A 14,206-nucleotide genomic window follows, 5' to 3' on the forward strand; every position below is an offset into this window, starting at 1 on the left:
GAGGTTAGTAAGCGTGGTTCAGAGATCTCCACATGAAAATGTGTATGCGGTGATTGATTTAGGATCAAACAGCTTCCACATGTTGATCGCAAAACATATGGCCGGCGGTGTGCATACAATTGGTCGAGTCAAACGTAAAGTACGGCTGGCCGCAGGCCTGGATGAGCAAAATTTGCTGAGTGAAGAAGCGATGCAGCGAGGCTGGGAGTGTTTATCCTTGTTCGCCGAACGACTTCAGGATATCCCGGCTGACAATATACGTATTGTGGCCACTGCAACCTTGCGTCTGGCAACCAATGCTGACGTTTTTAAGCACCAAGCCGAGCAAATTCTGGGTCACCCTATTTCTATCATTAGTGGCGAAGAAGAGGCCCGATCTATATATAAGGGCGTAGCGCATACCTCAGCCTGCCAGGGCCGACAGCTCGTTGTGGATATCGGCGGTGCGAGCACCGAAATTGTCATTGGTCAGGGCTTTGAAGCACAGTTGTACCATAGCCTGAATATGGGATGTGTCACTTATTTAGAGCGTTATTTCTCAGATGGTGCACTGAGTGAGGCCAATTTCTCCGCTGCAACCGCAGCTGCGCACAAAGTGGTTGCTCCTTTTGCTGCTCAATATAAATCGTCTGGTTGGGAGCTGGCAATTGGCGCATCCGGAACGGTTCAGGCAATTCAGGAAATTTTTGCGGCGCTGGGTCTGGATGAGATGCTGACGCTGGATAAGCTCCAGGCAATTCGTGCGCAAGCTATTCAATTTGAAAGTATAGAGCAACTTGAGTTGCCCGGATTGAGTGAAGAACGTCGTTTGGTCTTTGTTTCTGGTCTGGCAATCTTGATAGCTTTGTTTGAAGCGTTACAGATCGAGCGAATGGGTCTTGCAGGGGGAGCACTGCGCGAAGGCATTCTATATTGCATGATTGATCAGCTGAATCAGGCTGATATTCGTAAACGTACACTCGACGGCTTTATGTCCCGATATCATGTTGATGCGGGGCAGGCGACACGTGTATTTGATATCTGCAAAATTTTTCTACAGCAATTGAAAACACCAATGCAGTTTGATTTTCAAAGTGCATGTAGTTTATTGAATGCCGCTGCATCCATGCATGAGATTGGTCTGGTCATTGATTATAAGTCTTATCATCTGCACAGCGCTTACATTTTAAAACACACAGGCATGCCTGGATATTCCCGAGTACAAAAGCAGATGGTGGTAACTTTAGTAGGTAATCACCGACTCGATGTAGAAGAAGATACCTTTCTTCAGTTTGGTCATCATCAGGGATTCATTGAGTTACTTGTCAGGATCTTCCGGATTGCTGTCATTTTATCTATGCGCCGCCAGGATGATGTTTTGCCAGATCTATACATCACAGCGACTGAACCTGAAACGCTTACCCTGACTTTGCCTGATGAGTGGTTGCACGAGCACCCATTGATGCGCAGCGAATTAGAGTTAGAAGCTGGGTATCAGGAAAAAGCCGGTTGGATATTGAAAATTGAGCGCGATTAAGCGCTCTTTTTGTACAATAAAGGCCTAAAAAAGTGCGTTTTGTTTGAATCTTGTTCGAACGCGCTGTTTTTCTCACTTTTCTTCAAAAAAGGGGTTGCGCTGGGTTTCGATTTCCCTATAATGCGCATCCACCGACACGGGGCACAACGCTGAAAAGCAACGAGCCGGCGAGTTGGGAGTCAAATAAAACTTGGTTCTGAAATTTTTCAAAATTAAGTGTTGACATAAAATGGGAAGTGATTAGAATGCACAACCCTCAGCGCTAACAGCGCAGCGATAACAAGTTATCGCACTGTTCTTTAAAAATATGAAGCAATCATCTGTGTGGGCACTCGTACAGATTGAGTTCTAACAGCGGATTTCAGTTTACTGAATGACGCACAAAAATTTAGAGTCTCAATTTCTTATGAGTGACTAACATAGTCAATTTATACAGAATTCATTGAGCGCGTTTGAAGTTTACTTCGAACAAAAAACTTTTAATTGAAGAGTTTGATCATGGCTCAGATTGAACGCTGGCGGCAGGCCTAACACATGCAAGTCGAGCGGTAACATTTCTAGCTTGCTAGAAGATGACGAGCGGCGGACGGGTGAGTAATGCTTGGGAACATGCCTTGAGGTGGGGGACAACCATTGGAAACGATGGCTAATACCGCATAATGTCTACGGACCAAAGGGGGCTTCGGCTCTCGCCTTTAGATTGGCCCAAGTGGGATTAGCTAGTTGGTAAGGTAACGGCTTACCAAGGCGACGATCCCTAGCTGGTTTGAGAGGATGATCAGCCACACTGGAACTGAGACACGGTCCAGACTCCTACGGGAGGCAGCAGTGGGGAATATTGCACAATGGGCGCAAGCCTGATGCAGCCATGCCGCGTGTGTGAAGAAGGCCTTCGGGTTGTAAAGCACTTTCAGTCAGGAGGAAAGGTTAGTAGTTAATACCTGCTAGCTGTGACGTTACTGACAGAAGAAGCACCGGCTAACTCCGTGCCAGCAGCCGCGGTAATACGGAGGGTGCGAGCGTTAATCGGAATTACTGGGCGTAAAGCGTACGCAGGCGGTTTGTTAAGCGAGATGTGAAAGCCCCGGGCTTAACCTGGGAACTGCATTTCGAACTGGCAAACTAGAGTGTGATAGAGGGTGGTAGAATTTCAGGTGTAGCGGTGAAATGCGTAGAGATCTGAAGGAATACCGATGGCGAAGGCAGCCACCTGGGTCAACACTGACGCTCATGTACGAAAGCGTGGGGAGCAAACAGGATTAGATACCCTGGTAGTCCACGCCGTAAACGATGTCTACTAGGAGCTGGGGTCTTCGGACAACTTTTCCAAAGCTAACGCATTAAGTAGACCGCCTGGGGAGTACGGCCGCAAGGTTAAAACTCAAATGAATTGACGGGGGCCCGCACAAGCGGTGGAGCATGTGGTTTAATTCGATGCAACGCGAAGAACCTTACCTACACTTGACATACAGAGAACTTACCAGAGATGGTTTGGTGCCTTCGGGAACTCTACGAGCCAGCGAGTTGGGAGTCAAATAAAACTTGGTTCTGAAATTTTTCAAAATTAAGTGTTGACATAAAATGGGAAGTGATTAGAATGCACAACCCTCAGCGCTAACAGCGCAGCGATAACAAGTTATCGCACTGTTCTTTAAAAATATGAAGCAATCATCTGTGTGGGCACTCGTACAGATTGAGTTCTAACAGCGGATTTCAGTTTACTGAATGACGCACAAAAATTTAGAGTCTCAACTGAACTGAGTGACTATAACAGTCAATTCGATTCGAAAGAATCAAAATCAGAATTCATTGAGCATGGTTTGAAGTTTACTTCAAACAAAAAACTTTTAATTGAAGAGTTTGATCATGGCTCAGATTGAACGCTGGCGGCAGGCCTAACACATGCAAGTCGAGCGGTAACATTTCTAGCTTGCTAGAAGATGACGAGCGGCGGACGGGTGAGTAATGCTTGGGAACATGCCTTGAGGTGGGGGACAACCATTGGAAACGATGGCTAATACCGCATAATGTCTACGGACCAAAGGGGGCTTCGGCTCTCGCCTTTAGATTGGCCCAAGTGGGATTAGCTAGTTGGTAAGGTAACGGCTTACCAAGGCGACGATCCCTAGCTGGTTTGAGAGGATGATCAGCCACACTGGAACTGAGACACGGTCCAGACTCCTACGGGAGGCAGCAGTGGGGAATATTGCACAATGGGCGCAAGCCTGATGCAGCCATGCCGCGTGTGTGAAGAAGGCCTTCGGGTTGTAAAGCACTTTCAGTCAGGAGGAAAGGTTAGTAGTTAATACCTGCTAGCTGTGACGTTACTGACAGAAGAAGCACCGGCTAACTCCGTGCCAGCAGCCGCGGTAATACGGAGGGTGCGAGCGTTAATCGGAATTACTGGGCGTAAAGCGTACGCAGGCGGTTTGTTAAGCGAGATGTGAAAGCCCCGGGCTTAACCTGGGAACTGCATTTCGAACTGGTCAACTAGAGTGTGATAGAGGGTGGTAGAATTTCAGGTGTAGCGGTGAAATGCGTAGAGATCTGAAGGAATACCGATGGCGAAGGCAGCCACCTGGGTCAACACTGACGCTCATGTACGAAAGCGTGGGGAGCAAACAGGATTAGATACCCTGGTAGTCCACGCCGTAAACGATGTCTACTAGGAGCTGGGGTCTTCGGACAACTTTTCCAAAGCTAACGCATTAAGTAGACCGCCTGGGGAGTACGGCCGCAAGGTTAAAACTCAAATGAATTGACGGGGGCCCGCACAAGCGGTGGAGCATGTGGTTTAATTCGATGCAACGCGAAGAACCTTACCTACACTTGACATACAGAGAACTTACCAGAGATGGTTTGGTGCCTTCGGGAACTCTGATACAGGTGCTGCATGGCTGTCGTCAGCTCGTGTTGTGAGATGTTGGGTTAAGTCCCGCAACGAGCGCAACCCTTATCCTTAGTTGCCAGCGATTCGGTCGGGAACTCTAAGGAGACTGCCGGTGATAAACCGGAGGAAGGTGGGGACGACGTCAAGTCATCATGGCCCTTACGTGTAGGGCTACACACGTGCTACAATGGCATATACAGAGTGCTGCGAACTAGCGATAGTAAGCGAATCACTTAAAGTATGTCGTAGTCCGGATTGGAGTCTGCAACTCGACTCCATGAAGTCGGAATCGCTAGTAATCGCGGATCAGAATGCCGCGGTGAATACGTTCCCGGGCCTTGTACACACCGCCCGTCACACCATGGGAGTGGGTTGCTCCAGAAGTGGATAGCTTAACCTTCGGGAGGGCGTTCACCACGGAGTGATTCATGACTGGGGTGAAGTCGTAACAAGGTAGCCCTAGGGGAACCTGGGGCTGGATCACCTCCTTATCGACTTAGAACTAATTTGTTCGAAGTGTCCACACAGATGATTGTTGATTAGAATTAGAGAACACAAACATTGTTTGGGTCTGTAGCTCAGCTGGTTAGAGCGCACGCCTGATAAGCGTGAGGTCGGTAGTTCAAGTCTACTCAGACCCACCACTTCTTCCCGATGCTGCGTTATTAAGCTCGTCGTTTAGAAAACACTAAACGTCCTCACTTAATGCCTGGCCTCAAAAAGAAGCTCGGTTCAAAACAATGTTATTCCTAGTAATGTGGGGCTATAGCTCAGCTGGGAGAGCGCCTGCCTTGCACGCAGGAGGTCAGCAGTTCGATCCTGCTTAGCTCCACCACTTTACTACCTACTCCTCATAGATAAACACTCTTACCAACGATTTGGTACTCTGAGAGTTTTTAACTCTGAGAAGTCATTCTCTTGCTCTTTAAAAATTTGGAAAGCTGATATTAAATTCTCGGAATGACAATGAAAATTGTTGTTCTATAGAGTTTTCGAAAGAAAAATGCCGATAAATTCGAAAGAATTTATTAGCGTCTACTTTAGTATTACTTAACTTCTGGCGAAGTTAAAACTGTCTTTAGCACTACAGCTTAAAATACATTTTTCAATGAATTTGTTTTTCAGGCAAGGCGCTTAAATATTTTATCGCAGGGCGCAACCTTACTGGTTGTAACCAAGTAAAATATTTAAGGAACGCAGCATGAGAGACAAAGGCGCAGAAAAACCATTTTGGGTTGTATGGTTAAGTGACTAAGCGTACACGGTGGATGCCTTGGCAGTTGGAGGCGATGAAGGACGTACTAACTTGCGATAAGCCTAGTTGAGCCAGTAAGAGGCACTTGAGACTAGGATTTCCGAATGGGGAAACCCGGCCCTTTGGGTCATCATGCAGTGAATACATAGCTGTATGAAGCGAACGCGGAGAACTGAAACATCTAAGTACCCGTAGGAAAAGAAATCAACCGAGATTCCGAAAGTAGCGGCGAGCGAAATCGGATTAGCCCTTAAGCTTTAATGTAGTTAGTGGAACATTCTGGAAAGTATGACGATACAGGGTGACAGTCCCGTACACGACAACTTATTTAAAGTGAAATCGAGTAGGTCGGAGCACGTGAAACTTTGACTGAATATGGGGGGACCATCCTCCAAGGCTAAATACTCCCAACTGACCGATAGTGAACCAGTACCGTGAGGGAAAGGCGAAAAGAACCCCTGTGAGGGGAGTGAAATAGAACCTGAAACCGTGTACGTACAAGCAGTAGGAGCCCCTCGAGGGTGACTGCGTACCTTTTGTATAATGGGTCAGCGACTTATATTCTGTAGCAAGGTTAACCATTTAGGGGAGCCGTAGCGAAAGCGAGTCTTAACTGGGCGCTTAAGTTGCAGGGTATAGACCCGAAACCCGGTGATCTAGCCATGGGCAGGTTGAAGGTCAGGTAACACTGACTGGAGGACCGAACCCACTAACGTTGAAAAGTTAGGGGATGACCTGTGGCTAGGAGTGAAAGGCTAATCAAACCGGGAGATAGCTGGTTCTCCCCGAAATCTATTTAGGTAGAGCCTCGGACGAATACTTACGGGGGTAGAGCACTGTTAAGGCTAGGGGGTCATCCCGACTTACCAACCCTTTGCAAACTCCGAATACCGTAAAGTACTATCCGGGAGACACACGGTGGGTGCTAACGTCCATCGTGGAGAGGGAAACAACCCAGACCGTCAGCTAAGGTCCCAAAGTGTATGTTAAGTGGGAAACGATGTGGGAAGGCTAAAACAGCTAGGAGGTTGGCTTAGAAGCAGCCATCCTTTAAAGAAAGCGTAATAGCTCACTAGTCGAGTCGGCCTGCGCGGAAGATGTAACGGGGCTAAACATACCACCGAAGCTACGGCTGCATACTTAGTATGCGGGGTAGGGGAGCGTTCTGTAAGCGGCTGAAGGTGAACTGTAAGGTTTGCTGGACGTATCAGAAGTGCGAATGCTGACATGAGTAACGATAATGCGGGTGAAAAACCCGCACGCCGGAAGACCAAGGGTTCCTATCCCATGTTAATCAGGGTAGGGTGAGTCGACCCCTAAGGCGAGGCTGAAGAGCGTAGTCGATGGGAAACGGGTTAATATTCCCGTACTTGGTATAAATGCGATGGGGGGACGGAGCAGGCTAGGCAAGCATGGCGTTGGTTGTCCATGTGAAAGACTGTAGGCTGGTGACTTAGGAAAATCCGGGTCGCTAAGGCTGAGAGTCGAGACGAGCCACCACGGTGGTGAAGTTGTTGATGCCCTACTTCCAGGAAAAGCCTCTAAGCTTCAGTTTATACCGAATCGTACCCTAAACCGACACAGGTGGTCAGGTAGAGAATACTAAGGCGCTTGAGAGAACTCGGGTGAAGGAACTAGGCAAAATTGTACCGTAACTTCGGGAGAAGGTACGCTCTTACTTGTGAAGACTTCGCGTCGTAAGCAGGCGAGAGCCGCAGTGACCAGGTGGCTGGGACTGTTTATTAAAAACACAGCACTGTGCAAAATCGTAAGATGACGTATACGGTGTGACACCTGCCCGGTGCCGGAAGGTTAATTGATGGGGTTAGCTTAGGCGAAGCTCTTGATCGAAGCCCCGGTAAACGGCGGCCGTAACTATAACGGTCCTAAGGTAGCGAAATTCCTTGTCGGGTAAGTTCCGACCTGCACGAATGGTGTAACCATGGCCACGCTGTCTCCACCCGAGACTCAGTGAAATTGAAATCGCAGTGAAGATGCTGTGTACCCGCGGCTAGACGGAAAGACCCCGTGAACCTTTACTACAGCTTGGCACTGAACATTGACCCTACATGTGTAGGATAGGTGGGAGGCTTTGAAGCGCAGTCGCTAGATTGCGTGGAGCCGTCCTTGAAATACCACCCTTGTAGTGTTGATGTTCTAACTTAGGCCCCTAATCGGGGTTGAGGACAGTGCCTGGTGGGTAGTTTGACTGGGGCGGTCTCCTCCCAAAGAGTAACGGAGGAGCACGAAGGTTGGCTAAGTACGGTCGGACATCGTACGGTTAGTGTAATGGTAGAAGCCAGCTTAACTGCGAGACAGACACGTCGAGCAGGTACGAAAGTAGGTCATAGTGATCCGGTGGTTCTGAATGGAAGGGCCATCGCTCAACGGATAAAAGGTACTCCGGGGATAACAGGCTGATACCGCCCAAGAGTTCATATCGACGGCGGTGTTTGGCACCTCGATGTCGGCTCATCACATCCTGGGGCTGAAGTCGGTCCCAAGGGTATGGCTGTTCGCCATTTAAAGTGGTACGCGAGCTGGGTTTAGAACGTCGTGAGACAGTTCGGTCCCTATCTGCCGTGGGCGTTTGAGAATTGAGAGGGGCTGCTCCTAGTACGAGAGGACCGGAGTGGACGAACCGCTGGTGTTCGGGTTGTCATGCCAATGGCATTGCCCGGTAGCTACGTTCGGAATCGATAACCGCTGAAAGCATCTAAGCGGGAAGCGAGCCTCGAGATGAGTTCTCACTTTAACTTTAAGTTAACTGAAGGGCCGTTGAAGACTACAACGTTGATAGGCGAGATGTGGAAGTGGTGTGAGCCATTGAGCTAACTCGTACTAATTACCCGTGAGGCTTAACCATACAACGCCAAAGTGGTTTTGTTTGTTAGAAGTTAAGAATTAAAGTAGACGATAAGAATTTAATACGCTTTTCCAGATTTTAGTGAGGTGTTGATAAACATCTTGCACGAAAGAATTTGCTTGGTAACCATAGCATTTTGGAACCACCTGACTCCATGCCGAACTCAGTAGTGAAACGAAATAGCGCCGATGATAGTGTGGGGTTTCCCATGTGAAAGTAGGACATTGCCAAGCTCCTAATAAAAGAAAGCCCGATTCGAAAGAGTCGGGCTTTTTTGCGTTTGAAATTTAAAAAAGTGTCGATGAAGCTGTAGACAGAATGGCGTTGTCTATTCATCCATGAAGCTGGTATCTAGCAGTCTTTGGGCACACTTCTTTGTGGAGGGCTCTTTTGCGTTGTGAATAGGTCTGCGTTCTCTACAATTGCTCATTTCACCTTGCGCAAAGGCGCGCTAAAGTACGACTTTGAACGATAGCTGCGAAGCGGTGCTTCGGTCGCAATTCACCCATGTGAAAGTAGGACATCGCCAGGGCCTAATAAAAGGTCGACGAAAGACATTCATCCATGAATCTCATCGACATTCGTACTTCCATGTACGTCAAACCCGTTGCAGCAATGCAGCGGTTTTTTTGCTATGTGTGATTTAAAAAAGTTGTATAACTTACCGATCACAAAGCCCACACTACTGTCATCCCGCACTTGATGCGGGAACTACTCACAGGCCACACGGAGAGTATGAATCGTACTTCCACCTGGCGACCATGATCAGGTACCTGATCGAGCGCTCTTTAAAGCTGTATTTATGGGTATGACGAACAATCACTGGGTACTAATCGATGAGCAATTGTCTTGATATTGCGCCAGATAAGGTTTGTTTGAGATAAGCTTTTGAAGTGCGCTATTAAAGAGTGCCACATATTTTTTGTTATGTTGATTTATCAGTAAAAACCCCTGATTGACGAATGCCGGTTTTGGTTGCCGTACCAGGCGTTTTACCTCAGAGTTAGATAGGGCTTTTGCATACTCTCTCTCAGTTTGTTCATCCAGAACGACAATATCCGCGCGCTGACGCAGCAGGAATTGCAAATTTTTGGTGGTGTAGGTGGCTTCCATCACTTCAATTTCATACTCTTTGATCGCCTGCCATAGTGTGTTTGGATACGTTAAACCTTTATTGATAAGTAATCTGTATGGCTTTAGGTCGGCGTAGGAGTTAAATTTAAATGGTATGCTATCCAGATGATAAAAGTGAGACACTTCCGAGGTGAGGGGGTATGACGTATACAGGTATTCGGTTGCTCTTTTTTCATTGTAATACCAATAAGCGCTGCCAATAAACTCTGCTTTCTTCCCCTCTTCATATGCGCGTTGCCAGGGCATAAACACAAACCGAACACGGATCCCGTGCAAAGCAAAGGCATCTCGGATAAGCTGAGCGGTACACCCTTGATCCTCACGATGCCGGTCTACGTATGGAGGCCATTGACCAGTTGTAATATGCACTGTTTCAGCACTTAACGTAAAACTATAAAATAAAACAAAAATAATGTATTTCACTGACAACGCTCTGAAAACCGGGCTAAACAAAACTATAGCGCTTATTGTTGAATAAAACGAATCGCCAAACAAAAGCGTCTATCCCATTGATCAAAAGTAAAAGGCTAAGCTGTGGAAAGTTTTTTAGATATTTATGAACGAGCGTGCGAGCGAAAAGGTTCGAAGGACATACTGGAATCATTACTCAGCGAGCCAGTATCAAAAACACAACTTGCAATGCTTCCCGATGATGTCTGGCTGGAAGAGTTCACTCGTAAAATATTTCAAAGTGGTTTTTATTGGTCAGTGATTAACGCCAAGTGGGCTGGCTTTCGAGAAGTATTCTGGGACTTTTCGATTGAGAAGTTACTTTATATGTCGCCTGAGATGTTTGAACAGCGTGCTCAGGATGAACGCATTGTACGTAACTATAAAAAAGTACAAAGCATTGCTCATAACTGTCTGATGATCCATGAATTGGCATTAGAACACGGCACTTTTAGTAAGCTTGTTGCTCATTGGCCAGAGGACAACATCATTGAATTATGGCTGTTACTCAAAAAGCAAGGGAGTCGATTAGGGGGCAACACCGGCCCTTATGCGCTGAGGGCTGTTGGTAAAGATACATTTATTCTGAGCCGCGATGTAGAAGCTTATCTACGCGCCCATGAGGTGATCTCTGGTGGTTTGCATAGCCAAAAATCACTGCGCTCTGCACAAGCCTTCTTCAATGAGTTACGTGGACAAAGTGGTTATTCATTGCAAAAATTAAGTCAGCTTGTCGCTTATAGTGTGGGTGACAACGTGCTAGGAGTGTCATCATGAGCCAGTTTTTTACCCGCTACACCGAGTTGGGAGAGACTTACCTGGTCCCTCAGCAGCCTTATCAGTTTGAGCAGGCTCAATTGCTACTTACGAATCAGGCATTGTTATCCGAATTAGGCTTTGAGATCGATCAGCGAGCGCTACGTGACTACCTTGCGGGTGTGTCTCAGGTCGAGCACATTCAGCCGGTTGCAATGGCGTACTGTGGCCATCAGTTTGGTCATTTTAATCCGCAACTTGGTGATGGACGAGCACACCTAATTGCATCAATCGCCGCAGCAGATGGCCTCAGCTATGACATGCACCTTAAAGGCTCCGGCGCGACAGTCTTTTCGCGAGGGGGGGATGGCCTGTGTGCACTGGGCCCGGCTGTCCGGGAGTACATCATGAGCCATGCAATGCAAGCTTTGGGCGTACCAACAACACACTGTCTGGCAGTCTTGTCCACGGGTCAACAGGTGATGCGACAGACGCCAGAGCCCGGCGCTGTTGTATGTCGCATTGCCCGAAGCCATATCCGGGTTGGCACCTTTCAGTTGATGGCAGTGAATAAAGATGTTTCGGCGATGAGTAAGCTTGTCGAGTTATGTATCCGTGAACACTTTAGCGATATTACGTCCAGTGGTGAGGCACGTATCTTTGATTTCTTTGCGCAGGTATGTCAGCGCCAGTGTGCACTGATACTTAAATGGATGCAGGTTGGCTTCATTCATGGGGTTATGAATACAGATAACACCCTAGTCAATGGTGAGACGATTGACTATGGCCCCTGTGCGATGATGGAGTCTTTTTCGTTCGATACCGTGTTTAGCTCTATTGATCGTCAAGGACGCTATGCCTTCGGTCAGCAACCTAACATTGCCAGTTGGAATTGTGGGCGCCTGGCGGAGTCTCTGATGGAGTTGATTGAGGATAAAGACGCGGCGCTGGAGCGCTTTTCAAATATTCTAAGCCAGTTTGCTGAGAGTTTTAATGAGGGCTACCAGTTAATGTGGTCTAAAAAGCTTGGGATAGGCACCTGGGAGGAATCCGATCAGGCATTACTGAGTGAGTTATTATCGCTGATGCAGCAAAATAAACTGGATTACACCAATACGTTTGCTGCTCTGACAAACGCACTACATGCCAGTCCACTACCGGCCTATCCTGTACCTGAAGTATTAGCTGACTGGGTGAGTAAGTGGCGAAAGCGGATTAGCGGACACAATACAGCTGAGGCACTGGCACTGATGCAATCTGTGAATCCGGCTATTATACCGCGCAATGATCTGGTGGAGCGATTTATTGCCCAGTTTAATGAAGGGACCCAGAGTGATGAGTTTACTGATTGGCTAAATGCGCTGAAGACTCCATATACCTATCAAGCCTATCCTGCTCAATGGTTGGCGACTATGGCACATGAACAAGCCTACCAGACGTTTTGTGGTACGTAAGCTATGAATGAGCAGAGCAACCAGGCACTGACCTGGCAGGAAATCAAGCGACAGATCCTGACACATAAAACCCCCTTGATTTACGCACACCTGATTGCTTTTTGTGCCGCTTTGGTGAGTGTGCCCATTCCGCTCATGATGCCATTATTGGTGGATGAAGTGTTATTGGCACGCCCTGGTACAGCGGTGGAGGTCCTCAATCATGTATTGCCTGCTCAGTGGCACGGAGCGACGGGCTATATCATCTCTATCCTGATAGCTGTGGTGTGTATGCGCCTGGGGGCATTGGTGCTGGGTGTTGCTCAATCACGTCAGTTCACTATCATTGGAAAGGACATTTCTTATCGGATCCGGGAAAGACTGCTTGGCCATTTGGCAAAGGTGCAACTCAAGGAATATGAAACTCAGGGCGCCGCGGCGATCAGTTCGCGATGTATCACAGATATAGAGACGCTGGATGCTTTTATCAGCCAGACCCTGTCTCGTTTCTTGATAGGTATTTTGACGATTGTTGGGACGGCTGCGGTACTGTTATGGATCGACTGGCTGTTGGGCTTGATCATTCTGACACTCAACCCTGCGGTGATTTATTTTTCCCGGCAGTTCGGGAAGCGCGTTAAAGATTTGAAGAAGCGTCAGAATAATGCGTTTGAGGCATTTCAAAGTGCACTGGTCGATACTTTAGACGCCATCGCTCAGCTCAAGGCAATGCGACGCGAGCAAAGTTATTTCGATACGGTTGTAGGGGCGGCAAAATCGCTTCGTTACCACTCTGTACAGTCACAGTGGAAAACAGACGCAGTCAATCGTCTCAGCTTCACCGTTTTCTTGTTGGGATTTGAAGTCTTTCGTGCCATCGCTATGCTGATGGTGGTTTTCTCTGACTTAACCGTAGGTCAGATATTCGCGGTATTTGGCTACTTGTGGTTTATGATGGGACCTGTGCAGGAAATACTGAGTATTCAGTATGCTTATTATGGCGCGACCGCTGCGCTTCAGCGTCTGAATCAAGTGTTGGCATTCAGTACAGAGCCCCATCAGCCTGCTAACAGTGAGGTATTCAAACAACCGACGATCCGCATCGATTTTCGTCATGTTAGTTTTGCCTATCAAGATGGCTTGCCGGTACTCAATGATGTGTCTTTGAGCTTGCCCAGCGGTAAGAAAACAGCGTTAGTTGCGGTATCGGGGGGTGGTAAGTCGACTGTTGTGCAATTATTGCTGGGATTATATCAGAAGCAGTCCGGCGAGATTTTGATAAATGACGAGCCTGCCGAAGAGGTTGGTTTTCATGCCATTCGGGAGCATGTTGTGACAGTGCTACAGCAGCCGATTCTATTTAATGCCAGCATTCGGGAAAATCTGGCCATGGGTAAAGCCTGTGATGATGAGCTGTTATGGCATGCGTTAAAGGTGGCTGAACTGGCAGACACTGTCACAGACATGCCCGAACAGCTCGATACTGTGGTGGGTCGCAATGGGGTGAGACTGTCGGGCGGACAAAAGCAACGCCTGGCCATTGCCCGTATGGTTGCCGCGGATCCTAAAGTGGTGGTGCTAGATGAAGCAACGTCTGCGCTGGATGTGGAAACTGAAGCCAAGATACACCGTAATCTGAATACTTTCTTGTCAGGCCGTACGACCCTGATCATTGCCCATCGACTGAGCGCGATTCGTCAGGCGGATCAGATTTATGTGCTGGATGATGGCGTCGTGAGTCAGGCGGGAGATCATCATAGTCTGGTTGCGGAGCAGGGATTGTACCGGGTGTTATTTGGTCATCAGAGCTGAATGTAAAATTAACAAAAAATTCCTAATTTGTGTTAAGTAAATATTAAGACATCATCTACTATTATTACTGCAAATATCAGATTGCATTATTATT

5 protein-coding genes, 2 tRNA genes, 3 rRNA genes and 1 other annotated feature are annotated in these 14,206 nt (G+C 47.7%); of the genes, 9 read left to right on the forward strand and 1 reads right to left on the reverse strand.

Features of this window, described 5'->3' with window-relative positions; all coding sequences use genetic code 11:
- Positions 1-13: 13 nt before the first annotated feature.
- The 6 genes from gppA (at position 14) to rrf (ending at position 8,760) form a co-directional block, all read left to right on the forward strand.
- Positions 14-1,516, forward strand: coding sequence for a guanosine-5'-triphosphate,3'-diphosphate diphosphatase (gppA, locus tag PRUB_RS07355; protein WP_021032710.1), 1,503 nt, complete (start codon positions 14-16; stop codon positions 1,514-1,516).
- Between the two features lie 488 nt (positions 1,517-2,004).
- Positions 2,005-2,870 (forward strand) — a sequence feature (16S ribosomal RNA rRNA prediction is too short).
- A 494-nt stretch (positions 2,871-3,364) separates the two neighbouring features.
- Positions 3,365-4,897: ribosomal RNA gene (locus PRUB_RS07360) — 16S ribosomal RNA — on the forward strand.
- A gap of 76 nt (positions 4,898-4,973) precedes the next feature.
- Positions 4,974-5,050 (forward strand) — tRNA-Ile (locus PRUB_RS07365).
- 115 nt (positions 5,051-5,165) lie between these two features.
- A tRNA-Ala gene (locus PRUB_RS07370) sits at positions 5,166-5,241 on the forward strand.
- 406 nt (positions 5,242-5,647) lie between these two features.
- Positions 5,648-8,527 (forward strand): 23S ribosomal RNA (locus PRUB_RS07375).
- Between the two features lie 118 nt (positions 8,528-8,645).
- Positions 8,646-8,760, forward strand: a 5S ribosomal RNA gene (gene rrf / locus PRUB_RS07380).
- The 16S, 23S and 5S rRNA genes sit together here with 2 tRNA genes alongside, the layout of an rRNA operon.
- A gap of 586 nt (positions 8,761-9,346) precedes the next feature.
- Here rrf and PRUB_RS07385 read toward each other — a convergent pair.
- A complete protein-coding gene (locus tag PRUB_RS07385; protein WP_242065224.1) occupies positions 9,347-10,030 on the reverse strand; it encodes a substrate-binding periplasmic protein in 684 nt (227 codons plus the stop codon).
- Between the two features lie 165 nt (positions 10,031-10,195).
- Between PRUB_RS07385 and PRUB_RS07390 the strand changes: the two genes are divergently transcribed.
- From PRUB_RS07390 to PRUB_RS07400, 3 genes are read left to right on the forward strand one after another with little or no spacing between them, the layout of a single operon-like run.
- A complete protein-coding gene (locus PRUB_RS07390) occupies positions 10,196-10,888 on the forward strand; it encodes a DNA-3-methyladenine glycosylase I (protein ID WP_010386126.1) in 693 nt (230 codons plus the stop codon).
- Positions 10,885-12,321, forward strand: a complete 1,437-nt coding sequence (locus PRUB_RS07395; protein ID WP_010386128.1) for a protein adenylyltransferase SelO — start codon at positions 10,885-10,887, stop codon at positions 12,319-12,321. The genes PRUB_RS07390 and PRUB_RS07395 overlap by 4 nt, the downstream gene beginning before the upstream one ends.
- Positions 12,322-12,324: 3 nt before the next feature.
- Positions 12,325-14,112 (forward strand): ABC transporter ATP-binding protein, encoded by a 1,788-nt coding sequence (locus tag PRUB_RS07400; RefSeq protein ID WP_010386129.1) that lies wholly within the window; start codon positions 12,325-12,327, stop codon positions 14,110-14,112.
- Positions 14,113-14,206: the final 94 nt, after the last annotated feature.

The organism is Pseudoalteromonas rubra (assembly GCF_000238295.3).
Taxonomy (GTDB): Bacteria; Pseudomonadota; Gammaproteobacteria; order Enterobacterales; family Alteromonadaceae; genus Pseudoalteromonas; species Pseudoalteromonas rubra.